Here is a 23,895-nt window from a genome sequence, read left to right on the forward strand (position 1 = left end):
GCGCCATGAACCCCGAGCAGTCCCTCATCGTGACCGAGACCGACCTGGAGCGCCTGCGCCACGTCATCGACCACCATGGAGGCGGCCGGACGGCCGAGCTCGCGGAGCTGCTCGACCTGGAGCTGTCCCGGGCCCGCGTGGTGGCCTCGGAGGCAGTGCCGGCCGACGTGGTGACGATGAACAGCACCGTCGTCTTCGAGGACGAGCAGACGGGTGAGCGCCGGCAGGTGACGCTCGTCTACCCGCGCGACGCGCGCAGTGACGACGGCCGCATCTCCGTCCTCGCGCCCGTGGGCAGCGCGCTCATCGGCCTCTCGGTGGGGCAGTCCATTTCATGGCCCATGCCGGGCGGCCGCACGAAGCGCCTGCGCGTCGTCGCGGTGCCCTACCAGCCCGAGGCCGCGGGGCACTACCACCTCTGACGGGCCGCGGAGCATGGCCCTCTCCCCCACGGACAAGCAGTTGTTCGAGGAGCAGCGGAGCATCCGCAGGCGTAATCGCGTGCGGATGATCACACTCGTTGCCTCGCTGGTCCTCATCCTGGGCTTCCTGGGGCACCAGGTCCTCGCGATGACGGTGCTTCCCCGGCTGGCGATGCATCGGCTCCATGGGCAGCACCTCGAGACGGTGGAGGACGTCGAGACCACCTCGAGTTGAGCCAGCACGGGTGTCCGGCCCTTCCTGACCCCGGGGCCGCGCAGCCGGAGTGAAACACGCATACGATGGCCTCGCCCCGGGGGGCCTCATGACGACCGCTGTCGCAGTCACCTCGCAGGACTTCACGCACCGCCACGTCCCTGTCTTCGGCAAGCCCGTGCACCGGCTGGGGCTGGCCGCCAACTACGGCATCGACGAGGCCGGCATGCGCGCCGCCTTCGAGCGTGGCCTCAACTACGTCTACTGGACGCCCACCGCGCGAAAGATGACGCGCGTGCTCCGCGAGTCCCTCAAGCCGAATCGCGAGCGCTTCGTCGTCGCCGCCTGCACCACCCTCGGCTGGTTCCCGGGACAGGTGCGCCGCAGCTGCGAGCGCGCCCTCAAGGTGCTCGGCACGGACTACCTGGACCTCTTCCAGCTCTCCTGGCTCGGCACCACCAGCGCGTGGACTCCGGGCACGGTGGACGTGCTGATGAAGCTCAAGGAGGAAGGCAAGGTCCGCGCCCTCGGCGTCTCCATCCATGACCGGGAGCGCGCCGGACGGCTCGCGGAGGACTCGCCGCTCGACTTGCTCATGATTCGCTACAACGCGGCCCACCCGGGCGCCGAGCGCGACATCTTCCCGCACCTGGCCCGCCGCAAGCCCGCCGTCATCGCGTACACCGCCACCAGCTGGCGCCGCCTCCTCAAGCGCCCGCGCGGCTGGGACGGCCCCGTGCCCACCGCCGGAGACTGCTACCGCTTCTGCCTCTCCAACGCGCACGTGGACGTGGTCCTCACCGGCCCCGCCAACACGCCCCAGCTCGACGACAACCTCGCCGCCCTGGAGCGCGGGCCCATGTCCGAGCAGGAGCTCCAGTGGATGCGCGACTTCGGCCGCGTCGTCCACGGCTGATACGCAACCCGGACGGGACGTCCGGCTGGCATCAACTTTCGCTGCCTCCCAGGCGACAATGTCCGGGAGTCCAGGCCACTGCACGTCGTGCACAGGGGGAGTCGCCACATGTCTTCGAAGATCTCCAGGAACCCGTCGCCCCAGTCGATTTCCACTCCGAGCGAGCCGAAGCCCACGGCCCCGGAGAAGAACACCGTGACTGTGGCCGCCAGCACGCCGAAGGCCCTCCTCTCCACCGACGGGTTCGACGCTCCGAAGTCCGCCTCGCGGCAGACGGTGTCGCTGGACACGCCCACGCGGCAGCAGGTGGGAGGCACCGGTGGAACGCCCGGCGTCGCCACGGTGACCGGCCCGGGTGAGGACGGGAAGATGACCGTGCGCGTGGAGACGAACCTGCACACCGTCTATCCCCTGGGGCTGCCGGCGCGCGGCTACATCGAGATTCGCGTGACGCCGCTGAACCTCAACATCGCGCCGGAGAACCTGCAGGCGGAGATGGACCGCGCGATGGCCGAGAAGCAGACCGACGACGCGAATACCTACGGCGCGGACCTCGCGGCCCATGGCCATGCCTCGCTCGAGGAGTGGTCCCGCGACTCGGGCTACTACGGCTCCCCGTCACACATCGCCTGGGCCGAGGCCGCCAGCGCCCGCACCGGTGGCCAGATTCCCGCCGAGTACTGGATGCGCTTCGACCCGTTCGGCGGCACCGCCGGCAACGGGCCGAACATCCTCCCGTCGGGCGAGTACCCCGGCGCCCTGAGCCGCATCGCCATGGCGCACGACACCGACTGGGACCTGGGTCGCTACTTCGGTGCGGGCCCGCTGGCGTCGCTGCGAGGCCAGCCCCACCCGGAGAACCTGGGCACCGTCGGCCTGGTGCCGGGCCAGGGCGTGGACCTCTACTCCCTGGGCCATGCGGACTGGCAGGTGACGTACGGCAGCGAGGTCATCCTCCCCGGCAGTCCGCCTCCATCGCAGATCGCCTGAACCGCGCGAAGTAGTAGAAGCGCGGCATGCACCCGCGCCGCCAAGACATCGACGAAACCCTCCTCGACCTGCGCACCCGTGTCCCCGGTGGGAAGATTGTCGACCACTGGGGAGGCGAGCCGAACTGGCCCACGCCCGACCAGAAGCGCCGGCGCGAGGCGTGGCTCGACAGCATCGCCGAGGCGCTGGACGCGGCCCTCCAGCGCACCGCCTTCGAGCCCATCGTGATTCCCGGCGCCCGGAGCCCTCCGGACTGGGAGTTCATCCTGGCCCATGCGCTGAAGCGGCTGGGCGGGCCCGTCGCTTCCTTCCCGAGCTTCTCCGAGACCCAACAGCGAGGCGGGGAGACGTTCATCACGCTCGGCGCGGCGTCGGATGAGCTCGTCGTCTACCAGGGGCCGCTGGAGCTGCACGGCCACGTCCACCTGTCCGGGACGGTCGTCGTCCTCGGGGACTTCATCGTCCACGGCGCGCTGATGGACGGCGGCCCGGCGGACTCGGGGCTCGTGGTCATCGGCAATGAGCGGGTACGCGCTCTCTACACCGGGGCGGACCACCTCGTCGTTGGAGACCTGGAAGCGGACCTGATGATGCCGTCGGGCTCGGATGGCTCCTGGGACGTGGGCGGAGACCTCCGCGCGCGGCTGCGGCTCGAGGAAACCGACCTGCTGTCGCAGGAAGACACACTGCGGCGGTGGCTCGAGCCCGCGCCGACGAAGGAGCTGCTCTCGGATGGATGGAAGCTGTGCCTCGACGTCGGTCGGGGCCGGACGAAGGTCCGTGCGCAGCCGCTGGAGGACTGAAGGCCATGCTCGACACCCCCATGCGACTCGCGCTCGCTGCGCTGCTCTTCGTGGGTTGTGCCGCTCCCAGGACCGCCGAGGATGGAAACTGGTACTCGAGTTCCGTCCAGGAGCAGGGCGACGAAAGGGTCGGTGAGTACGTCTCGGGTCAGTGGTCCTTCAGGACGGCGTCGTACTGGATTGAAGGCCCCGAGGGGCTCATCCTCATCGACACGCAGCTCGTGCCGACGGCGCTGCGCAAGGAGATCCGCTTCGCACAGCGGAAGACGGGCAAGAAGGTGAAGCTCGCCATTGTCCTGCACCCGAACCCGGACCGCTTCAACGGCACGGCGTGGGTGAAGGACCTCGGCGTCCCGGTCGTCACCTCCGAGCAGGTGCGCGAGCTCATCCCCGAGGTCCACGAGCGGTGGTGGCCCATCTTCTTCAAGAAGTACGCAATCGCGCTCTACCCGCGCACGCTGACGCTGCCCGACAGCTTCGGCGGCGGCACCACGGAGCTGAGCGCGGGCGGAGTCACCGTGAAGGCGCACGTGCTCGGCGCCGGGTGCAGCCGGGCCCATGTCGTCATCGAGTGGGAGGGGCACCTCTTCACCGGAGACCTCGTCGCGAACGGCAGTCACAGCTGGTTCGAGAACGGCAGCACCGATGCGTGGCTCGCACGGCTGGACGAGTTGACCGCGCTGCATCCGAAGTTCATCCACCCGGGGCACGGGCCCACCGGCGGACCCGAGCTCATCGACCAGCAGCGAGAGTACCTCCGCGCCGTGGTCGACGCCGTCACCGCGGAGCATCCGCGGGGCGCGTACACGCAGGAGGCCTTCGCGCGAATCACGGACAAGGTGAACCGGCGTTTCCCCCACCGCGAGTTCCCCCACTTCCTGCCGATGTTCCTGGGCGCGGAGTGGGCGCGTCAGGCTGCCATGGCCAGCTCTGACAACACGAGCGGACGCGGGCCGGAGGCCTCCGCCGGAGACTGAAGCGCACCGCGGGGCCGCGCCCCGGGCCCCATTGCCCTGACACGTACCAACGCAGGGAGTAGGCTCGCGGCGATCTCACCCTTCCCTCCTCGCGGGACACTCCATGGAGCCTGGCCACCTGAATCCGGCACACCTGCCCCCGGGCACGAGGGTGGGGCCGTGGCGTGTGATGGAGCGGCGTGGCTGGGGAGCCTACGGCGCTGTCTACCGCGCCTTCGGAGTGGAGGGCGTCCCCGGGCCCGTGGCACTCAAGCTGGCCCTGCTCCCCGGAGATGAGCGCTTCGCGCGAGAGGGAGAGTTGCTCTCCCGAATCCGGCACCCGAGCGTCCCGCGCCTCGTGGCCCGGGGGAGCTGGCGGCAGCCGGGGGGCCTCCTCCCCCACCCCTACCTCGCGATGGAGTGGATTGAGGGCGCGTCACTGTACGAATGGGCGCGAGTGCACCGCCCCAGCTCCCGCCAGGTGCTCCACGCCCTTGCCAGCCTCGCGCGGGCCCTGGAGGCCACGCATGCCGCAGGGGGAGTCCACAGAGACGTGAAGGGCGACAACATTCTCGTGAGGAATGCGGATGGTCAGGTCTTCCTGACCGACTTCGGCTCCGGAAACTACGTGGGTGCCGCCACGCTGACGTCGCCACCGTTTCCGCCCGGGACGCCGCACTACCGTTCACCGGAGGCCTGGCGTTCCGTGCGGCTCCCCTTCCACGCGTCGGCCACGCCCTACGCGCCCGGACCGGCGGATGATGTCTTCGCACTGGGGATGACCGCCTACCGGCTGGTGATCGACGACTACCCTCCCACGCCGGCCCCGATGGACGAGCGGTCCCATGTCTGGAGCCCGGAAGGTCCTGGCCTGCTACCTCCACGAGCCGTCAACGCCCGCTGCTGCGCGGAGCTGAGCAGGCTCGTGTCCCGGATGCTCTCCCTGCACCCCGAAGCGCGTGGCAGCGCCCGCGAACTGGCCGAGGCGTTGGAGCACGCCGCGCGGAAGGCAGGACCGGACGCGGATGTGCCGCTCTTCGCTCGGGAGGAATCCCAGCCCGTGGATACACGGAGCACCCTGCTACACCTCGTGCTTCGGGCGGCGGAGCACACCGCGCGGTCCTGGCTGACGGCAGCCAGCCTGGGAGGAGCCGTGGCGCTTGGAGCCGCATGGCTGCTGAGCGCGCATCCCGGAGAGGAGGCCGCGCAGCCACACGCGTCAGCGTCCGAGGATACGAGGGATGGCGGAGCCGTGGCCGTTGGAGATACCGCGCTGACGGCCCCGGTGTCTCCTCGGGCACCGTCCGCGTGGTCGGCCATCAGTGTGGATATTCCCCCCAGGCCCCTTCCAGGACAGACACGGCCAGATGCTGCTGGCCGATGTCCCGGCAGGGCGCTGCTTGCCATCAATGGTGGGTGCTGGATGAAGCTGGACATGAGCCTGAAGGACTGTGACGCGAACTTGAATTTCTACGTCTACAAAGGCGCGTGTTACGGCCCCTTCATCCCACCGGCTCGACCTTCGACCTCAAGGCCCGCGGAGCACTCTGGAGACTGAGCTCGGGTTGACAGTCATTCCGTCTCAAAACTAGCGTCAAACTCCTCACCCCGAAATTCAATTCAGTGAGGAGAGCCATGAAACTGCGGACCATGCTGGGCGGACTGCTGGCAGCAGGACTGTTGTCGACGGGCTGTGGCGGAACCATGCCGGAGGAGATGGCTCCGGAGCAGAACCTCAGTGAGGCCGAGCAGGCGGTCTTCACCTGTCCCACCGGCTACACCCACGGCTCCTACTGGGACTGTGCCCAGGTCTGCGGTCTGGGGTGGGGCAACTTCCAGGTGCACTACTGCACCAACGCGACGGACTACTACGAGATTGGCAACGGCCCGACGCGCTGTGGAGCGTGTTACTGAAGTCACCCGCTCCTGACTGAGCGGGATTCGGACCGGGGCAGCCTCCGTCCACGGAGCGCTGCCCCGCGTCCGGCGCCTCCCCCCCGAATTCGTGACGAGCCGTCAAAGGTGTCATGACATTCATGCGGTTTTTCCCGAGGGAGGGATGCCGCATCTAGCCGTGTGTCCCCGGGGCGCTTCGCTCCGGAGTTCTTCACGGAGAGCAAGGTCATGGCGGCGAAGATTGGAATCATCGGCAAGGGGAACGTGGATGGCGCGCTGCAGCGCGGACTGGCACGAGCCGGGCACGACGTGAGGGCGGTGGGCAAGGACCCCGCGAAGGCTGACGGGCTGCGCGCGAACGGCGCGGACGACGTCATCATCGACACGGGACGCATTGCCGAGGACGTCAGGCAGCGTGTGCCGCCAGGGGTGGACACTGATCGAGAAGGACTGTGAGGGTCGAGCAGGGAGAAGATCTCTGGCACACTCACGCGAAGGATGGCACGCAACACACGCAAGGGTCCTCCGGAGCCGAAGCTCCAGGGCACTCCGCCTGGGAAGTCTTCCACGGGCGGCTTCAACTCCCCGTTCGCCGCGCTCGCGGAGCTTCGCGAGGCGCTCCCGAGCAAGACACCCCAGCTTCGCGCGGAGGACTTCCCCGCGGAGCCTCCTCCTGACGGCCCCGCGCGAGCAAGGGTGCGACTTGCGCGGCGCGAGCGCGACGGCGCCGAGGTGACCCGGGTGGAGGAACTGGGGCTACCCCCCGATGCACTCGAGGCCTGGTGCCAGGCGCTGCAGCGCGGACTCGCCTGCCGCGGCGTGGTGGAGGGCGATGCCCTCGTGCTGGAGGGAGACCAGCGCCGCAGCGTGCCGGACCTCCTCTTGCGCCGGGGCGTGCGGCGAGTCGCTCAGGGCTGAGGCAAGCGCCAGCTCCAGCCATCTGTTCGGCATCCTCGCCGGCATCGTCATCCTGCTGGTCGTGACGGCCGTGACGCGCGCCGTCCGCGCGGCGCGTGGGCCTCACACCTCCGTCTCGCCAAGACCGAGCTTCTTGCGCAGAGGGCCCATCCGCTCGCCCAACGCGGCCTGGACCTCGGGCGTCAGCACCGCGCGGCCGTCGCCCACCACGCCCTTGCGGATGAAGCCTGGCCTGGAGGCGCTCGGGTCGAAGACAGGCACCCGCACGTCAAAACGGTCATCGTGCTGCTTCATGAAAGCGAAGCTGCACTTCTCCAGGATGGCGCCCATGCGGTCCTCTTCGAGGGTGACGCCCAGAAAGCGCGCCACCTTCCGGATGCCGCCCTCCAGGTCCGCGGCCAGGTCCTCGTAGCGCAGGTGGAGGACGTTCGGGTCCGCGCGGTGCGGCCACCAGGACTTCAGGTGCCAGAACCACCGCTTCAGCATGAAGTCCCGGCGGAAGAAGGGGACATCGAGCTTGTGTCGGTAGCCCGTCTCCAGGCAGACGTGGCTGTGGACCGAGACCAGCGAGTCCGCCGCGTTTCGGGTGACGTAGATGACGCGGCTGTCCGGGGGCGGCGCCACCAGCCAGTAGGGCATGTGCGTCTTCAGGATGCGGGGGGAAGGGAGCGCGTCCAGCACGGCCTGTGCGAAGTCCCGGAGCATCAGTTGCTCCAGGTAGGGGGACACCTGGGAGATGTGCTCGAACTCGCCCCGGCCTCCCGTGAGGACCTGATGGACGATCTGCTGCATCCACGTCGTGCCCGTTTTCGGCGCGGTGGCCACGTAGATGTCTCCGGGCCGCGGCTTGAGCATCGCGTAGCGCAGCCGGAACCACCGCAGCGCAACGGTCGCCAGGATGGTGGGAATGCTGAGGAGGTTCACGAGGCCGAGCAGGACGCTCGACACTCCGTGGATGGCGCGCTGCCAAAGGGACGCGTCAGCCCTCATGGCGTTGAAGTCCTTGTCGGTCATCTGGAGCAACCCCGTCGTCTCGCGGGCCGCCAACCCGTAATCACGTAATTCATGCCATATTGAGATTAATCTGGATAGCACGTATAAGGGGCCGCGTTTTACCCCCGCCGTCTAGGAGTGCCGCCCTATGAAGCGAATCCTGCCGACCGCTGTCGCAACGCTTGCGCTGTGGGGATGTGGTGATGCGAACGACACGCCCGTGAATACGTCGCGTGAGCTGACGGATTCCGCCGAGCAGTCGGCCGTCGTCTCGCGCGCGATGGGCCTGGTGGCCAAGCAGGACGCCTCCGAGAAGCTGACGGCGCGCACGGTCATCGTGGACGACAACGGCTCGGAGCACGTGCGCTTCGACCGCTCGTTCGCGGGCCTGCGCGTGCTGGGCGGTGACCTGGTGGTGCACAACCCCGTGGGCCGCGCCTCCGAGGTGGAGTTCGCGACGGCGTCCCCGCTACGCGGGGTCTCCACGCTGCCCTTCTTCGACGCCGCGGCGGCGACGGTGCTGGCCGAGGCGGCCTTCGTCGGCCAGCGCAGCGGCCCGTCCAGCGCGGAGCTCATCATCGACGCGCGGCCGGAGCGCGCCCCGGGGCTCGCGTACGAGGTGGTGCTCGAGGGCATCAAGCCGGACCAGACGCCCAGCGAGCTGCACGTGCTGGTGGACGCGCGCACCGGCGCGCTGCGTGGCTCGTGGGATGGCGTGCACACCGCCGCGGCCACCGGCTCTGGCCGAAGCCTCTACCTGGGGACGGTGAGCATCGGCACCAACACCATCACCAGCGGCTATGAGATGCGCGATGTGACGCGGGGCACCGGCTTCTATACGGTCGATGCGGGCCGCAGCAACGCCATCTTCACCGACGCCGACAACGTCTGGGGCAACGGCACCAACAGCGACCGCGCGAGCGCCGCGGTGGATGCGCACTTCGGCCAGAAGACGACGTACGACTACTTCAAGAACGTGCACGGTCGGAACGGCATCGACGGCGCGGGCCGCACCGGCTACAGCAAGGTGCACTACGGCACGGCCTACAACAACGCGTTCTGGACCGACTCCTGCTTCTGCATGACGTACGGCGACGGTGACGGCTCCACCTTCACCCCGCTCGTGGCGCTGGACGTGGCCGGCCACGAGATGACCCACGGCGTGACGAGCCGCACCGCGGGCCTCGTCTACTCGGGCGAGTCCGGCGGCCTCAACGAGGCCACCAGCGACATCTTCGGCTCGCTGGTGGAGTTCTACGCCGCCAACGCGGGCGACCCGGGCGACTTCCTCATCGGCGAGCGCATCTACACGCCCAGCAAGGCCGGGGACGCGCTGCGCTACATGTACAAGCCCTCGCTCGATGGCAAGTCGAAGGACTGCTGGTACAGCGGCATCGGCTCCATCGACGTGCACTACTCCAGCGGCGTGGCCAACCACTTCTTCTACCTGCTGGCGCAGGGCTCCGCCGCCAGCCCGGCGAGCCCCACCTGCAACGGCGCGGCCGTCACCGGCATCGGCCGCGACGCGGCGGGGAAGATCTGGTACCGCGCCCTCACCGTGTACTTCACGTCCTCCACCAACTACGCGGCGGCCCGCACGGCCACGCTGAAGGCGGCGACGGACCTCTACGGCGCCTCCAGCACCCAGTACAACGCCGTGGCCGCCGCCTGGTCCGCGGTCAGCGTGAACTGAGCCCCGCGACGTAGCGCGAATGGGATGTATCCCAGGCCGGTCCGTCCCCAGGTGGGCGGGCCGGCCTTCGCGTTTCCCTGACGGCACGTGAACAGCCGCGCCTTGACTCTCCCCCAGGGGGAGACCGCCACCTTCCGCGCATGTCATCCAGACAGCGGTCGTGGAGGAACATCATGGTGTTGGCATTGGGAGCACTCGTCCTGCTGGTGGGCGCGGCGGCGGGCGTGTGGTGGTGGATGGGACGCGGGCTCTTCCAGCCGGGCACGGTGGAAGAGACGCTGGCCGCGCGGGGCGAGACGCTGGAGGTGCCTCCCGGACAGCGGGCCGACGCCTCCCGCTGGGAGGTGGCGCCGGGCGTGCAACTGCACCACGTGGCCGTGGGCCAGGGGCGGGACGTCGTCGTCGTGCACGGAGGTCCAGGACTTCCTCCAGCAGCACCGTGGCGCGCAGCCGGCCTCACCGGCGAGGCCCTGCGCTGGCACTTCTACGACCAGCGCGGCTGCGGTGCGTCCTCGCGTCCCCTCACCCACGCTCCGCCGGACGGGACATGGAAGGCCATGCAGGAGGTGGAGGCGCGGTTGGGGCTCGCCGCGCAGTTGGCGGACCTGGAGCGAATCCGGCGTCTGCTCGGGCAGGAGCGTCTCACGCTGGTGGGGCACTCCTTCGGTGCGCTGGTGGCCGCGCTCTACGCGGCGGAGTGGCCGGAGCGGGTGGAGGCGCTGGTGCTGGTGGCGCCCGCACCGCTGGTGACGATGCCCGCGGGCGACGGGAACCTCTTCACCCAGGTCGGCGCCCGGCTGGACCCGGAGCAACGGCAGGTGCTGGAGGCGTGGATGGCGCACACCTTCGACTTCCCCACGCGCCTGAAGGAGGACGACGCCACGCTGGCCGAGCACTTCGCTCGCTTCGGTCCCCTCTACGCCCAGGCCGTGCGGAAGGAGCGCCCCGGAGCACCCCTGCCCGACTCCGGCACTCCGGGAGGGCTGATGTCCCTGGGGCTCTACCTCAGCCTGGGGCGCCACCACGACTGGAAGGCCTGGCTCGGCCGGGTGCGCGCGCCCACCCTCGTCATCCACGGCGCCGAGGACCTGCAGCCGCGTGCCGCCACCGCTCGCGTGGTAGAAGCCCTGCCCCACGCGCGACTGGTGGAGCTCGCGGGCAGCGGGCACTTTCCCTTCGACGAGCAACCCGAGGCCTTCGCGGCCACCCTGCGCACCTTTTTCACGGAGCTGAAGCGGTGAGTGGACTGCTGTACGCCATCGGTGAGGTGTCGCGAATCACCGGCCTGAGCGTGAAGGCGCTGCGCCTCTACCAGGAGAAGGGCCTGCTGCTGCCCTCGCGCGTGGACCCCTCCTCCGGCTACCGCTACTACACCGAGCGCGACATCGCCCAGGCCCACACCTTGCGAGCGCTGCGCGACCTGCGACTGTCGCTGGAGGAGATTCGCGGGGTGCTCGAGGAGCTGGACCAGGGCGCGTCCCTGTCCGAGCACCTCACGAAGGTGCGCGCACGGCTTGCCGACGAAGCGGCCAGCGCCCAGCGGTCGGTGCTGGCCCTGGACACGCTGCTTCGGCACCAGGAGCAGGCGGAGGCGTACCTGCGCGCGCCCCCTCCCCTGCTGGAGCGATGGCTGCCCGGGATGCGCGTCGCCGTGCACCGCGCTCGGGGGCGCTATTCGGACGCGTCGCAGGTCTTCCCGCGACTGCTTGCCGCGTGCGGCCCGAAGGTCGGAGGTGCTCCCTTCTGTCTCTACCACGAGGCGGAGTACCGCGAGGACGATGCGGACATCTCCTGGTGCGTGCCCCTGCCCCCCGGTGCCCGGCCCGAGGGCGTCCAGGTGGAGGAATTGCCCGAGGTGCAGGCGGCCACGCTCGTTCACACCGGGCCTCCCGACTCGGTGGGCCCGTCCTGGGCGCGGCTCTTCGCCCACCTCCATGCGCACGAGCGCATCCCGGCCGTCCCCCTGCGCGAGACGTTCCTGCGCGTGGGCGCGAACGAAGCGGTGTCCTCCTCCTGGCGCACCGAGCTCGCGCTGTCCTGGGAGGCGAAGCACGGGGGTTGAGCGCCAGGCCCCAGACCCGTGCCTCGCGGGCCTGGATGTCATCTGGATCGTTTTCGAGGACGGCGAGGAGAGAAGACAGGTCGGCCATGGCGCGTGGGAACTGCGCCATCGCTGGCATTGCGGTTGGACGGATTGTTGTGGCCGCCGTGGCGGTGCCGTGAAACCCTCGTTGAATGCTTCGCTCACTGCCCTGCGTCGTGACGCTGCTCCTCTCGGCTCCGGTCGCCGCCGAGACGCTCGGGGTGTGGACGTTCACGCCACCCGACGGCTACACGCTCACCGATAGCGCCGAAGGGCTGCGCGGCTACACGAAGATCACCGGCAAGACGTTCTGCGCGATCGGCCTCTACGTGCCGCGCGTCGCGACGAGCGATGTCCCTGCCGACATCAACAAGGAGTGGGCCGACGTCATCGCGGCGCGGTTCTCGGCCGCCAATGTGGTTCGCGCTCCGGCGAAGCCAACGAAGAAGAAGCTGACGCAGTACGTGATGGGCGCGAACCTGTCCGACAAGAACGGTACGTACGCCGCGCAGCTCGTCGTGTTGATCGGTGGCGGCACGGTCGGTAGCGTCCGGTTGATGTCGAACGACGCGCGGACGATCACCACGTGCCAGGACGCGACCCGCGGCGTGGTCGACTCGATCACCATCAAGTCAGCGGCCACCGTCACGTCGGAACCCGGCGACAGCGGAACGGCGACTGCCGCATCGCTCGCCGCCGCGTGGAGCGCGAGCAGTTTGTCCAAGGAGCCGGGGACGGGGATGTCGAACGGCAGCATCGTGCGGCAGTACGTCTTCAAGAAGGATGGGACGTACACGTTCCGCAGGGAGACCTGGTTCGGACATCACGGACCGCCGCGCTGGTACATCGTCGACGAGTCCGGAACATACAAGGTCGCGGGGAACAGGCTGACCCTCACGCCGAATGCGGTGAAGGGCGTCGTCAAGGACGACAAGAACAAGGTCGTGAAGACCGAGCGCCCCGCTGCCGAGACGACGACCTACGCGTGGCAGTTCCACTACTCGAAAGGGCTACAGGAGAATCAGCTCGTGCTGACACCCGAGAAGGCGACGTCGCGTGACGGTGCGTTCGACGGGGGCTCGCTGTTCCCGAACTCCTATTCGTACTCGAGTCAGTCGAAGGTGGAGTGGCGCTATCCCTGATCGCATCGGGCAACCCCGACCGGGAGGCGTCGGCTCTGCGTCCCACCCCTCGCTCACGGCGGGGGGCTCCGGCCTCGTCCATTCGAGGGGCGCGGGCAAGTAGCAACGGTGCCTCAGTGTCGGGTGTGGACGCACAGCTCGGCGGAACCTGTCAGCGGCCCGCCTCGGCTCCTCCCGATCCAGCCATCACCCTCAACAGGCTTTCCATTCGCCCCATGCCTCCTTATCAGGGCGGGGGGCGCGTGCCCTGGTCACCGAGCCGAGGTATACCCACCCACCTGCCGGGAACGGGCCACCCGGGCTCGGCAGAGACGACCCACTACAGAGGAAGACGCTCGTGGCCGGAAGTAGCCTCTTTGCCCTGATTGATGACATCGCCAGCCTCCTGGACGACGTCGCGGCCATGACCAAGGTCGCGACCCAGAAGACCGCTGGCGTCCTCGGTGACGACCTCGCGCTGAACGCGCAGCAGGTGACCGGCGTCACGGCCGATCGCGAGCTACCCGTGGTCTGGGCGGTCGCCAAGGGCTCCCTGGTCAACAAGGCCATCCTGGTCCCCGCCGCGCTGGCCATCAGCGCGCTGATTCCCTGGGCCATCGTCCCCCTGCTGATGCTGGGCGGCGCCTTCCTCTGTTACGAGGGCGTCGAGAAGCTGGCCCACAAGCTCCTGCACAGCAAGGACGAGGACGCGGCCCACCATGGTGAGCTCGTCAAGGCTGTCGCCGACCCCGCGGTGGACATCGTCTCCTTCGAGAAGGAGAAGATCAAAGGCGCGGTCCGGACCGACTTCGTCCTCTCCGCGGAGATCATCGTCATCTCGCTCGGCACCGTCGCCGCCGCGACCTTCGGGCAGCGGGTCATCGTCCTGGTCGGCATCTCCCTCATCATGACGGTCGGCGTCTACGGCCTGGTCGGCGGCATCGTCAAACTCGACGACGCGGGGCTCTACCTCAGCGCGAAGACGGGCACCGGGGGTCTCCGCGGCTTCCAGCGCGCGCTGGGCCGGGGGCTCCTGACAGGCGCTCCGTACCTGATGAAGACGCTCTCGGTGGCCGGCACGGTCGCCATGTTCATGGTCGGCGGCGGCATCCTCACCCACGGCATTCCCCCCGTGCACCACTTCAGCGAGCACGTCGCGCACGGCGCGGGCTCCGTGTCGGGCATCGGCGGCGTGCTGGCGGCGCTCGTTCCCACGCTGATCAACACGGTGTTCGGCATCCTCGCCGGCATCGTCATCCTGCTGGTCGTGACGGGCGTGACGCGCGCCATCCGTTCGGCGCGCCCGAAGCCCCAGTAGGTCCTCCGCGACGACTCGGGCCCTCGTGACCACGAGTGAGCCGATGGCCCGAGTCGGGGGAGTCCCGGGTTCCGCCGCGCGCCGCGCGGGCCTCATACCTCCGTCTCACCGACGCCGAGCTTCTTGCGCAGAGGGCCCATCCGCTCGCCTGGCGCTGCCTGGACCTCGGGCGTCCTTCCGTCTGCGTCGTCGCCGCGCCGAAGCGCTCCAGGAGGCACGGACGATTGTCGTGAAAATATAGGTCGAATGACCTAGATAATCCGCGATGCGGCGTGGATGGACCGCGCCGGGCAGTGGAGCGAGCCATGGTGTCCGAGGGCAGTGTCGTGCTGGTGGGGGGTTACGGCGTGGTGGGCGTGCGGCTCGCGGAGCTGCTGCGGGAGCGGCATCCGGACCTTCCGTTGGTCATCGCCGGACGCCGGCGAGAGCCCGCGGAGGCGCTGGCCCGGCGGCTGGGGAATGCGGAAGCGGCGGTGGTGGACGTGGCGGCCCCTGCCCCGCTGGTGGCCCTGCCCGGACGGCCCCGGGCGGTGGTGTCGCTGGTCAATGACCCGGACGACGCGGTGCTGCGCGCGGCGGTGCGGGAAGGAATGGCGGTGCTCGACATCACCCGCTGGACGTCGCGCCTGAAGACGGCGGTGCTGCGGCTGTCGGGGACGCCCGTGCGAACGCCCGTGCTGCTCAGCTCCGCGTGGATGGCGGGGCTGGTGCCCAGGCTGGTCGCGGGTGTGGCGGAGCGCGTGGGCGGAATCGAGCGGGTCGACGTGGGCATCCGCTTCGCCCTGGCTGACCAGGCCGGCCCGGACTCGTTGGAGTACATGGACCGGCTGGGACTGGCCTTCGAAGTCACCGAGGAGGGGAAGGAGCGGCGGGTGCTACCGCTGACGGATGGCCGGAGGGTGACGCTCTCGGATGGGCGTGCCACGCGCGTCTTCCGGCTCGACACGCCCGAGCAGGCCACGCTGCCGCTGGTGCTGGGGGCGCGCACGGTGTCGACGCGGCTGGGGTTCGACTCGGGCACCGTCACCTGGATGCTCGCGGCGCTCCAGCGGCTCGGGCTGCTCCGGTTGCTCCAGCATCCCCGCCTGACGCCCGTGCGGCGCGCGCTGATGGCCAGCAGTGGCACGGGGGGCGAGGCGGCGTGGGTGGCGGACGTGGAGGGCGCGCGGGGCGTGCTGCGCATCGAGGTGGTGGACCCGAAGGGACAGGCGCACCTGACGGCCGCGGGCGCGCTGCTGGGGACGGAGCGGCTGCTCGGGCTGGATGGCGCGCCGCCCCCCGCCGCGGGCGTGTGGTTCCCCGAGCACGACGCGCGCCCCGAGCAGGCGCTGGCGGCCCTGCGCGCGTGCGGCGTGCAGGTGCGGTTCGAGGAGCACCTGCGCCAGGAGGCGGCCTGATGCCACGCGCCCCCCGGCGCAAGCTCCCCTCCGCGAAGCCCCGTGAGGGGACGGCGGTGCATGCCAAGGGAACCGAGCGCGTGGAGTCCATCCTCGATGCGGCCACCGACACGCTGATCGAGGACGGACACGCGGGCCTCACGCTGCGCCGGGTGGCCCAGCGGGCGGGGCTCAGCGTGGGCAACCTCCAGTACTACTTCCCCGCGAAGCAGGACGTGGTGCGGGCCCTGCTCGCGCGCTACCTGGAAGTGGCCAGTCGGCGCGTACGCTCGCGGGTGGAGGAAGGGGGCCGTGCGCCCGTGGAGCGGCTCCGCCGCGCGCTGGAGGCGCTGCTGGAGGACCAGGAGTCGCCGCGTCACTGCCAGCTCTTCGCGGAGCTGTGGGCGCTCGCCGGGCGGGACGCGATGGTCTCCGACGCGCTCACTGTCTTCTACGCGGGCTTCCGGGCGGGAATCGTGGAGTTGCTGCGTGAGCTCGCCCCCGGGCTTGCCCCCTCGCGCCTGGAGCGCCGCGCGGCGCTGGTGGTGGCCTTCCTGGAGGGACTGTCACTCTTCAGGGGTGGGGGAACGCTCCGCGCGGCCTCGGTGCCGGGACTGGAGCAGGAGCTGCGCGCCGTGCTGGAGGAAGTCCTGGAAGGCGTCCCCCGCGCCGGCGCGCGGCCGAGGGACTAGTTCGTGTCCTGCGTCCCCATGCAGTTGTGGCCCAGGAGCGTCTGGCGCGTCTCGTCGAGGTTCGCCCACCAGGACTGGCTGTTGATGTGGTAGTCCCACAGATTCACACCATCCGGGTCGCTTTCCCGGTCCTCGCGGTTGGCCGTGCCGTCCGGGAAGACGCCCCACCGCAGCGCGATGTCGAGGGTGGTCGAGTTCTTCTGGTCGTCCTGTCCCGCGGGCGCCTCAGCCAGCTCGTTGTCCGAGTCGTCCAGGTCCCAGAAGGCCTTCACCACCTGGGCCTCGAGGCCCTTGTTGTCGGTGCACACCGGAGCGATGGGCTCCGCCTCCACGAAGTCGCTTCCGAAGCGGCTGGGCGCGGAGCCCGGGTTCTCCGGGTCCCAGAGCGAGGCGATGGCCACGTACCCCGCCCAGCCCTCGGCGGTTGCACACGACTCGTACTCCGTGAGCTCCAGGGAATGGCCTGAGCCATTGAGGGAGCAGTCGCTCGACAGGTCATCCTCGTCAAACTGCTGCATCTGCAGCACGTGCCCGAGCTCATGCGCCGCCGACTGGGCCTGGTCGCCGCGCGTCCCCGACACCTGATACTTGTTCTGGTTGAAGGCCGCGCTGCCCGACTCCGGCCAGACCATGTCGATGTCCTCGGCCTCGAGGATGCTGGAGTAGGCCTGGAGCATGTGCTGGGAGCTGTCGAGCGACATCGCCCGCCCTCCGCGCTCCGTGGTGCTGTCCGTCGTCACCAGGAGATACCCCGGCTGGTTGCACGCCGCGCCGTTCTGGCAGTTCGTGACTGCGTTCGGGCGCCAGGTCACACCGCCGTAGCGGTTGTTCGCCAGGTCCCGCGCCACGACCTTGGGACCGCCGGCCGTGCCACGGACCTCCGACTTCCAGACGACGTACGGGTCCGGATGCGTTTCACCCTTGAAGTAGCTCTCGCCCTCCCACTCGAAGGTGGCGCAGCCACCCGTCGGGTTCACGAGGATCCACGTGCCGATGTACTCGTCGTCGCTCGTGTCGTCCTTGTCCCAGATTTCCACCAGCGCGCCCACGGGATGGGTGTAGTCGCCGTCCGGCTGCGTCGTGAAGTTGTGGAACTCCTGGTGGCAGGCGCGCTTCGCGCCCGGGTCGGACGGCGTCGGGCAATCGATGCGCTCGTCCTTGAGAAGCAGCTCGAAGCAATAGGTCCGCGTCGCGGCGGATGCAGCGGGGGCCAGCAGGCTCACTGCCAGCGCGGCGGTCAGGCACAGGGGTGTCTTCATGATGGGATTCTCCGGGGCCTACTGGCCCTGCTCGCTGTTGTCGGGGGTGCTGTAGGCCGTGCCGCTCTCGACGAGCGGCAGCGGATTCGTCTGGAGGACGGACTGCCTCGCAGCGAGGACGCCGGGATGGGCAGGCTCGAGACTCCCCAGCTTGTTCTTCCGTTGCGACGCGGGGTCGACCTGCGCGGAATACGCAGCGAGCGTGAGGCGCTGGGCCACGCCATTGACGACGCGGAAGTAGAGGGTGCGCCGCTCGCGGAACGGCGCCCGGCTTCGCGCCCCGGGCCCCGGGACATGACTCACTTCGAGCCAGCGGCTGTACACCCCGTCGGGCAACGGCGGCTGCCCTTCCGGACGCGGAGGAGCGTCGACCCAGAAGCGTCCCTGCGCGTCCGTCTGGACCGCGAGCTGCGACACCACCGGGACGCCTTGCACCATCGAAGCGCCGGCATCGACGAGGGCTCCCGCGATGCGGTTGTAGACCGTCGTGACTGTCACGGTGTTCGGTGCCACGCGGAGCGCGAGCCCGAAGCGGAAGGTGCTCCCGTCGTCGATGATTTCCGCGAGCGAGGTGGGGTCCGTGGCAAGCGCCAGCTTCGGAACGAGAAACGCGAGTGTGACAGCCCACAGCAACGCGCCGGGCACGCGCTTTCGATTCAATGACATGTGAAGGCTCCGTGGTCGCCTCACCGGGACGGTGAGCGCGAACACATCGCTATTCGCGACGTCGGAATTGAATCTGACAGCGTGGTGAACGAGATGAACCCGTTACTCGTCCACAACGACGACCAGGACCGGCCGCTCCCCGAAGTGTCCACTCCCTGAGGCGGGCCGTGGGACTGTCGCCACCGCGGGAGTCCCGTGTTCCCCCGCGCCATGGCAGGCTTGCATCGGAAAAGGAGGACGGGTCCATGGACACGCTTGCCTGCGGCCACCCCCACGCTGGCTGGCACCGTGCTCCGTGCGCTCACCCCCTCCGGGGACCAGCCCCGCTCGAGCTGGCTCGCGGTGGACGCGCGGGGTGGGCTCCTTCGCATCGACCTCGACGATGGCGCGCTCACCCACCTCGGCTCGGTGGGCGCGGAGGACCTCCAGCTCTCGGAGCCGCTCGCGCTGCACGCCTCGCCCTGTGGGCGCTTCGCCGCCGTGGTGAACGTGTCCGGCCAGAAGGGCGTCGTCGTGGACCTGAAGTCTGGCGCGCTGACGATGAGGCTCGACCGTGGCACCTACAACGAAGAGGTCTGCGCGTTCTCCGTGGCTTTCTTCCGGAGCGGGGCGAGGACACTCCTCGTGCACGCGACGGACTGGAACCGGCTCGATGTGTCGGACCCCGCCACGGGCGAGCTGCTGACACCGCGAGACTTCCCACGGTGGGGGACAGGCGAGCCGAGACCCGCGCACTACCTCGACTACTTCCACTGTGGTCTGACGCTCTCTCCGGAGGGGGCGTGGCTGGTGGACGACGGGTGGGTGTGGCACCCGGTGGGCGTGCTGAGGAGCTTCTCGCTGCGCCGGTGGCTGCAAGCGAACGTGTGGGAATCCGAGGACGGGCCCTCCGTGAAGGAGCTCCGCGCCTGTGATGGCCACTGGGACGGCCCGAGGTGCTTCGTGGGTGACCGCACCCTGGCGGTCTGGGGCTTCGGCGGCGACGCGTCCTATCTGGTCGACGCGGTGATGCTCCATGACGTCGAGAGCGGGAAGCTGCTCCGCTGGTTCCCGGGCCCGCCGCGCGGCGAGTTCAACAGGGATGGTGACTTCCTGCTCGTGAGCGCGAAGGACCACGGCACATCCGTGTGGGACCTGGAGACGGGCGAGCGGCTCCACCAGGATCCGGACCTGCTGCCCGTTGCCTGGCACCCGGCGGCGAGGCGCTTCCTGACGGTCCTCGGCGATGGCGTGCTGAGAGAGAGTGGACTGGGCGGCGTGGTGCGGCCGGGATAGCGGCAGCCCCCGGCACGGCGGGTGGACACCCGCGCGGCGGCACCTCTAGAGTCCTTCGACTTCATGACTCGCGGCGTAACGGAGGGGACCTCGGAGCTGGTGGAACGAGCGCTCGCCCGGGATGGCGAGGCGCTGCGCGCATTGGTGGATGCGCTCACCCCGGTCATCCAGGCCCGCGTGGCGCGAGCCCTGCTGCGCCGGGCCGCTGCCGCGAGCGGCCGGAACATCCGTCAGGAGGTGGCGGACCTGACGCAGGACGTGTTCGCCGCCCTCTTCGCCGAGCAGGGCAAGGCGCTGCGGGCGTGGAAGCCCGAGCGAGGCCTGTCGCTGGCCAACTTCGTCGGCTTCGTCGCCGAGCGGCAGGTGGCCTCCATCCTCCGGACGACGCGCCGCAGTCCCTGGACGGAGGACCCCACGTTGATGGAGGAACTCGACGCCCCCGAGGACTCCTCGAGCGTGGAGCTGCGGCTGGAGTCCCAGCAGATGCTGGAGGCCCTCCTGGACCGACTGCGCGAGGAGCTCAGCCCGCTGGGCCTTTCCCTCTTCGAGCTCATCTTCATCCAGCAGCGCACGGTGCCCGAGGTCTGCGAGCAGACGGGGATGAGCCGGGAGGCCGTCTACGCCTGGCAGAGCCGGCTGGGGCGGCTGAGCCGCAAGCTCGGCGCGGAGCTCTTGTCAGATCCGCAGGCGCCGCCGCGAATACGCAAAGTGAGTGACACCCCATGAGCGACAAACTTCTCCTCGAGCTGGGCCGCGTGGCGCGGGAGCGTCAGCGCGACGAGCGCTGGGAGTCACTCACGGAAGGGACGCTCTCGGAGGACGAGCGGCGGGAATTGGAGCGGCTTGCCGCGGAGGACCCCTCCGCCACGGAGGCCTACGAGGCCTTCCGTCCGCTGGATGCGGCCGCGCGGGAGCACATCGCCGCGCGCCTGGCGCGGGAGCTCGCGGAGGAGCCCGCCCGGGAAGCATTGCCTCCTGCCCCGGAAGCGCCGCCTTCCGTCCGGCAAGCACCTCCCACCCGCATCACCCCACCCGCCCGCGGGCACCGCTGGCGGAGGCTCGCGCCGGCGCTGGGGGCCGTGGCCGCCGCCGCCGCAATCCTCCTGCTCGTCCTCCCCAGGGAGGCGCCACCGCTGCCGGGCTACACCCTGTCCGTCTCCAGCGAGCAGGCGGTGCGCGCGGGGGCGCCGGAGTCGGAGGTGCCACGCCTGGGTCCCGGCTCGCGGCTCGACGTACTCGTGCGCCCGGAGCAGGCGGTGGACGGGCCCGTGGAGGTGCGCGCCTTCCTCCTGCGGCCGGGCGAGGCGCGGGCCTGGAATCCGCCCCTGGAGCGCTCCGCGGAGGGCGCGGTGCGCATCCAGGGTCCGGTGGAAGCGCTGCTCTCCCTCCCGCCGGGCGAGTGGACTCTGGCCATCGCCGTGGGGCGCCCCGGGACGCTCCCGGAAGCACCGGGCGAGGTGCTCGCCCGGGTCGAGGAGGGCCGCGCACCGGAGGCGGGCACCTGGAGGCTGCTCACCCGGAAGTTCCTGCTCGTGGACCGCCCGTGAGCCGTGCCGCGCTGCTGCTGGCCCTGGCGCTCGTGCTCACCAGCGGGGCCTGCCAGTGCCAGCGCCAGGCGCCCGCCGCGACTCCCCCACCCTCGCCGTCCCTGCGCGTCGGGTTCGCCGGCTGCGCCGCCGTCCTGGGGGGACCGGTGTGTGAGCTCCCCGAGGACCGCCGCCTGCGGCTCTGGGTGGAGCTTCCCGCGCGGGTGGCGCTGACTGTCTCGGCGGGTGGGGCCCGGCTTCCCGTGGAGGAGCAGGAGTCAGCGGGCGGGCGCGCCTGCACCCTCGTGGTGCCAGCCGGAGCCACGGAGGTGGTGCTGGAGGTGGCGCTGCCCGGCGGCCCGGCGGTGTGGCGACTGCCGGTGCGGGAGACGGAGCCGGTGCCCCTGCTCCAACGCGCGACGGCGCTGCGCTCGGAAGGGAAGCCCGAAGAGGCGGCGCGCCTGCTGCGCGAGGAGGCCCCGGCGCTCCCGGACGTCGCTCGCGCGCGGGCGAAGAGCCTCCTGGCTCGCGTCGAGCTGTCACTGGGCCATTCCGACGAAGCGGTCGCGCTGCTGAGAGAGACGCTGACGCTCCACCGTCGCGCGCAGCGCCGCTCGGACGAGGTCAGCGACGCGATGGTCCTCACGTATACGCTCATCCACCACGGGCGCCGCTTCACCGAGGCGCGCGAGGTGCTCGGAGCGCTGGGCCCCCTGGAGGAAAGCCATCCCGAGGGGAGCGCCCACTTCGCCTACCACGAGGGGCTGCTGGCCCTCGAGTCGGGAGACCCCGGCACCGCGCTCCGGCACTTCACCGAGGCGGCGCTGCTCGCGGAGCGGCTGGGCATCGGGCGCCTGCAGCGGGCGGTGCGACAGGTGCTGGCGACGACGCTCCAGTCCCTGGGCCGCGACGCCGAGTCCCTCGCGCTGCTGGAAGTGCTGCGTGCGGAGACAGGGACCTCCGACTGTGAGAGGGCGGATCTGCTCACCAACATCGGCTGGGGGCTGCTGCTCGCACGGGAGGCCGGTGGCCCGCCCCGGGGTGAGCCGGTGCCCCCGCTGGAGGAGGCGCTCGCGCTCTACCGCGGGGTGTGTGCCAGTCCCGATGACGAGGCCAATGTCCTGGTGAACCTGGCGCTGGCGGAGCTGCATGCGGGGCGCGCCGGGGCCGCGGCGGCCCGGCTGCGGGAGGCCCGCCGCGCACGCCCCGAGCCGGGAGCACGCCTCGCCCTGTGGTGGATGGACCTCGAGGGGCGCATCCTCCTGGAGGCGGGGCACGCGCGCCAGGCGCGGCACCTCTTCGCGCGACTGGCCGAGCTGGCCGAGGCGTCGGCCTCACCCGAGGCCCGCTGGCGCGCGGCGTTCGGCCGGGCCCGGGCAGCGGAGCAGCTCGGCGACGTGCGTGCGGCGCTCGCGACGTATGCCCAGGCCGAGGACCTGCTGGACGGCGAGGCCCTGCGGGTGCCGCTCATGGAGGGCCGGCACGTCTTCCTGCGTGAGCGCGAGCGCGGCAGCCGCGCGTACGTGGCGCTCGCGGTGAAGGCGGGACAGACGGCGGAGGCCCTGGAGGTGGCCCGGCGCGCGCGGGCACGGGTGCTCGAGGCCGTGCGGCTGTCGGACCGGGTGACGCACCTGCCGGCGACAGAGCGCGCCCGATGGGACAGTGCCCTCTCGGCCTACCGCCAGGAGCGCGAAGCGCTGGATGAAGAGGCCGCGCGGGACTGGCGGCTGGCCGCGGCCCGGCTCGCGGAGGTGCGCCAGGCCCGACGGCTGCGCGAGGAGCGGCTGCGGGCACTCCTGGAGGAGGCGTTCTCCCTCCTGGCGCCGGCCTCCGCGGGGAGCCCCTCACGGGGCATGCGCGCCCGCCCCGGCCCCGGTGAGCTCTGGCTCGTCTACTACCCGGCACCGCGAGGCTGGGTCGGCTTCGCGGCCGATGACCGCCACGTGACGGCCCGCTTCCTCGAGCCCCTCGCTCCCGGCGCTCCACCCGCGACGCTCGCCGCCACCCTGCTGGAGCCCTTTCACGAGGCGCTTGCCGCGGCCCGGCGCGTCACCCTGGTTCCCTACGGCGTGCTTCGCGCCGTGGACTTCCATGCCCTGCCCTTCGAGGGGGATGCCCTGGTCGCGGGGCGTCCGGTGGCCTATGCGCTGGACCTGGCGAGCCCGAAGCCGGCGCAGGACGAGGCCGCAGCCCCGGAGCGCACCGCGCTCATCGTCGCGGACCCCGAGGGCAACCTCCCCCAGGCGCGGGAGGAGGCGCGGCGCGTCCACGAGGCGCTGCGCGAGGACTGGCGGGTCCAGGTGCTGTCGGGCCCCGCCGCGACGGGCTCCGGGGTTCGCGCCGCACTCGAGGACGCGGAGCTCTTCCACTACGCGGGGCATGGGCGCTTCGCGGGGCTCGGCGGGTGGGAGAGCACGCTGCCCCTCCACGAGGGGCGGCTGATGGTGGGGGACGTGCTGGCCCTGCGCCGCGTACCCGCCTGGGTGGTGCTCTCTGGCTGTGAGACGGTTCGCGCGGCCCAGGACTCCCCGGTGGAAGGCCTGGGGCTGGCGCAGGCCTTCCTCGCCGCTGGCGCTCGGGGGGCCGTGGCCGCATGGCGCGAGGTGGACGACACGCACGCCATGGAGCTGATGCGGGCGCTCTACCGCCATGGCGGCCCCCGCACCTCCACCGAGCTGTCGGAAGCGCTCCGCCTCGCCCAACTCGAGCTTCGCGCCAGCCGGCCGGAGGCGGACTGGGCCGCTTTCCGCGCACTCGTTCCATAGACACACCCCACCG

Annotated in this window: 24 protein-coding genes; 21 read left to right on the top strand and 3 right to left on the bottom strand. The window is 70.6% G+C overall.

Going from position 1 to position 23,895, the window contains the following annotated elements:
• Nucleotides 1–5: 5 nt before the first annotated feature.
• The 10 genes from rnk to G4D86_RS00600 all read left to right on the top strand — a co-directional run bounded on the left by rnk (nucleotide 6) and on the right by G4D86_RS00600 (nucleotide 7,115).
• A complete protein-coding gene (gene rnk, locus G4D86_RS00555) occupies nucleotides 6–422 on the top strand; it encodes a nucleoside diphosphate kinase regulator (RefSeq protein WP_163988221.1) in 417 nt (138 codons plus the stop codon).
• A gap of 13 nt (nucleotides 423–435) precedes the next feature.
• Nucleotides 436–657, top strand: a complete 222-nt coding sequence (locus G4D86_RS00560; protein ID WP_163988223.1) for a hypothetical protein — start codon at nucleotides 436–438, stop codon at nucleotides 655–657.
• Between the two features lie 88 nt (nucleotides 658–745).
• A complete protein-coding gene (locus tag G4D86_RS00565) occupies nucleotides 746–1,552 on the top strand; it encodes an aldo/keto reductase (RefSeq protein ID WP_163988225.1) in 807 nt (268 codons plus the stop codon).
• A 108-nt stretch (nucleotides 1,553–1,660) separates the two neighbouring features.
• On the top strand, nucleotides 1,661–2,542 hold the full coding sequence (locus G4D86_RS00570; protein WP_163988227.1) for a hypothetical protein: 882 nt from the start codon (nucleotides 1,661–1,663) through the stop codon (nucleotides 2,540–2,542).
• A 26-nt stretch (nucleotides 2,543–2,568) separates the two neighbouring features.
• Nucleotides 2,569–3,345 (top strand): hypothetical protein, encoded by a 777-nt coding sequence (locus G4D86_RS00575; protein WP_163988229.1) that lies wholly within the window; start codon nucleotides 2,569–2,571, stop codon nucleotides 3,343–3,345.
• Nucleotides 3,346–3,350: 5 nt separating this feature from the next.
• A complete protein-coding gene (locus G4D86_RS00580; RefSeq protein ID WP_163988231.1) occupies nucleotides 3,351–4,322 on the top strand; it encodes an MBL fold metallo-hydrolase in 972 nt (323 codons plus the stop codon).
• Between the two features lie 169 nt (nucleotides 4,323–4,491).
• Complete coding sequence (locus G4D86_RS00585) at nucleotides 4,492–5,859, top strand: serine/threonine protein kinase (RefSeq protein ID WP_163989345.1); 1,368 nt, start codon at nucleotides 4,492–4,494, stop codon at nucleotides 5,857–5,859.
• A gap of 77 nt (nucleotides 5,860–5,936) precedes the next feature.
• On the top strand, nucleotides 5,937–6,215 hold the full coding sequence (locus G4D86_RS00590) for a hypothetical protein (protein ID WP_163988233.1): 279 nt from the start codon (nucleotides 5,937–5,939) through the stop codon (nucleotides 6,213–6,215).
• A 162-nt stretch (nucleotides 6,216–6,377) separates the two neighbouring features.
• Nucleotides 6,378–6,653, top strand: a complete 276-nt coding sequence (locus G4D86_RS00595; RefSeq protein WP_163988235.1) for an NAD(P)-binding domain-containing protein — start codon at nucleotides 6,378–6,380, stop codon at nucleotides 6,651–6,653.
• 42 nt (nucleotides 6,654–6,695) lie between these two features.
• Entirely contained in the window at nucleotides 6,696–7,115 is a 420-nt protein-coding gene (locus G4D86_RS00600) for a translation initiation factor (RefSeq protein WP_163988237.1), read from the top strand.
• Between the two features lie 102 nt (nucleotides 7,116–7,217).
• Here G4D86_RS00600 and G4D86_RS00605 read toward each other — a convergent pair whose 3' ends face one another.
• Nucleotides 7,218–8,162: a sulfotransferase domain-containing protein gene (locus G4D86_RS00605; RefSeq protein WP_163988239.1), complete on the bottom strand. Its 945-nt coding sequence runs from the start codon at nucleotides 8,160–8,162 to the stop codon at nucleotides 7,218–7,220.
• Nucleotides 8,163–8,256: 94 nt separating this feature from the next.
• Here G4D86_RS00605 and G4D86_RS00610 point away from each other — a divergent pair, with 94 nt between their 5' ends.
• From G4D86_RS00610 to G4D86_RS00640, 7 genes are all read left to right on the top strand, one after another.
• Nucleotides 8,257–9,801 (top strand): M4 family metallopeptidase, encoded by a 1,545-nt coding sequence (locus tag G4D86_RS00610; protein WP_163988241.1) that lies wholly within the window; start codon nucleotides 8,257–8,259, stop codon nucleotides 9,799–9,801.
• 173 nt (nucleotides 9,802–9,974) lie between these two features.
• Nucleotides 9,975–11,042: an alpha/beta fold hydrolase gene (locus tag G4D86_RS00615; protein ID WP_163988243.1), complete on the top strand. Its 1,068-nt coding sequence runs from the start codon at nucleotides 9,975–9,977 to the stop codon at nucleotides 11,040–11,042.
• Entirely contained in the window at nucleotides 11,039–11,863 is an 825-nt protein-coding gene (locus G4D86_RS00620; protein WP_163988245.1) for a MerR family transcriptional regulator, read from the top strand. The genes G4D86_RS00615 and G4D86_RS00620 overlap by 4 nt, the downstream gene beginning before the upstream one ends.
• Nucleotides 11,864–12,036: 173 nt before the next feature.
• Nucleotides 12,037–13,026 carry a hypothetical protein gene (locus G4D86_RS00625; protein WP_163988247.1) on the top strand — a complete coding sequence of 330 codons (990 nt, stop codon included), beginning with the start codon at nucleotides 12,037–12,039 and terminating at the stop codon, nucleotides 13,024–13,026.
• Between the two features lie 337 nt (nucleotides 13,027–13,363).
• Entirely contained in the window at nucleotides 13,364–14,323 is a 960-nt protein-coding gene (locus tag G4D86_RS00630; RefSeq protein WP_163988249.1) for a DUF808 domain-containing protein, read from the top strand.
• Between the two features lie 305 nt (nucleotides 14,324–14,628).
• Nucleotides 14,629–15,720: a saccharopine dehydrogenase NADP-binding domain-containing protein gene (locus G4D86_RS00635; RefSeq protein ID WP_205519415.1), complete on the top strand. Its 1,092-nt coding sequence runs from the start codon at nucleotides 14,629–14,631 to the stop codon at nucleotides 15,718–15,720.
• Nucleotides 15,720–16,391 carry a TetR/AcrR family transcriptional regulator gene (locus G4D86_RS00640; RefSeq protein ID WP_163988253.1) on the top strand — a complete coding sequence of 224 codons (672 nt, stop codon included), beginning with the start codon at nucleotides 15,720–15,722 and terminating at the stop codon, nucleotides 16,389–16,391. The genes G4D86_RS00635 and G4D86_RS00640 overlap by 1 nt, the downstream gene beginning before the upstream one ends.
• Here G4D86_RS00640 and G4D86_RS00645 read toward each other — a convergent pair.
• Entirely contained in the window at nucleotides 16,388–17,650 is a 1,263-nt protein-coding gene (locus tag G4D86_RS00645) for a hypothetical protein (RefSeq protein WP_163988255.1), read from the bottom strand. The two genes, G4D86_RS00640 and G4D86_RS00645, sit on opposite strands and share 4 nt — an antisense overlap.
• An 18-nt stretch (nucleotides 17,651–17,668) precedes the next feature.
• On the bottom strand, nucleotides 17,669–18,316 hold the full coding sequence (locus G4D86_RS00650; protein WP_163988256.1) for a hypothetical protein: 648 nt from the start codon (nucleotides 18,314–18,316) through the stop codon (nucleotides 17,669–17,671).
• Nucleotides 18,317–18,571: 255 nt separating this feature from the next.
• Here G4D86_RS00650 and G4D86_RS00655 point away from each other — a divergent pair, with 255 nt between their 5' ends.
• The 4 genes from G4D86_RS00655 to G4D86_RS00670 all read left to right on the top strand — a co-directional run bounded on the left by G4D86_RS00655 (nucleotide 18,572) and on the right by G4D86_RS00670 (nucleotide 23,882).
• Entirely contained in the window at nucleotides 18,572–19,591 is a 1,020-nt protein-coding gene (locus G4D86_RS00655; protein ID WP_163988259.1) for a WD40 repeat domain-containing protein, read from the top strand.
• 63 nt (nucleotides 19,592–19,654) lie between these two features.
• Nucleotides 19,655–20,317 carry an RNA polymerase sigma factor gene (locus tag G4D86_RS00660; RefSeq protein WP_163988261.1) on the top strand — a complete coding sequence of 221 codons (663 nt, stop codon included), beginning with the start codon at nucleotides 19,655–19,657 and terminating at the stop codon, nucleotides 20,315–20,317.
• The gene (locus G4D86_RS00665; protein ID WP_163988263.1) at nucleotides 20,314–21,138 is read left to right on the top strand and encodes a hypothetical protein; all 825 of its coding nucleotides are present in this window, start codon (nucleotides 20,314–20,316) and stop codon (nucleotides 21,136–21,138) included. The genes G4D86_RS00660 and G4D86_RS00665 overlap by 4 nt, the downstream gene beginning before the upstream one ends.
• On the top strand, nucleotides 21,135–23,882 hold the full coding sequence (locus tag G4D86_RS00670; RefSeq protein WP_163988264.1) for a CHAT domain-containing protein: 2,748 nt from the start codon (nucleotides 21,135–21,137) through the stop codon (nucleotides 23,880–23,882). The genes G4D86_RS00665 and G4D86_RS00670 overlap by 4 nt, the downstream gene beginning before the upstream one ends.
• Nucleotides 23,883–23,895: the final 13 nt, after the last annotated feature.

It is taken from the genome of Pyxidicoccus caerfyrddinensis (assembly GCF_010894405.1).
GTDB lineage: Bacteria > Myxococcota > Myxococcia > Myxococcales > Myxococcaceae > Myxococcus > Myxococcus caerfyrddinensis.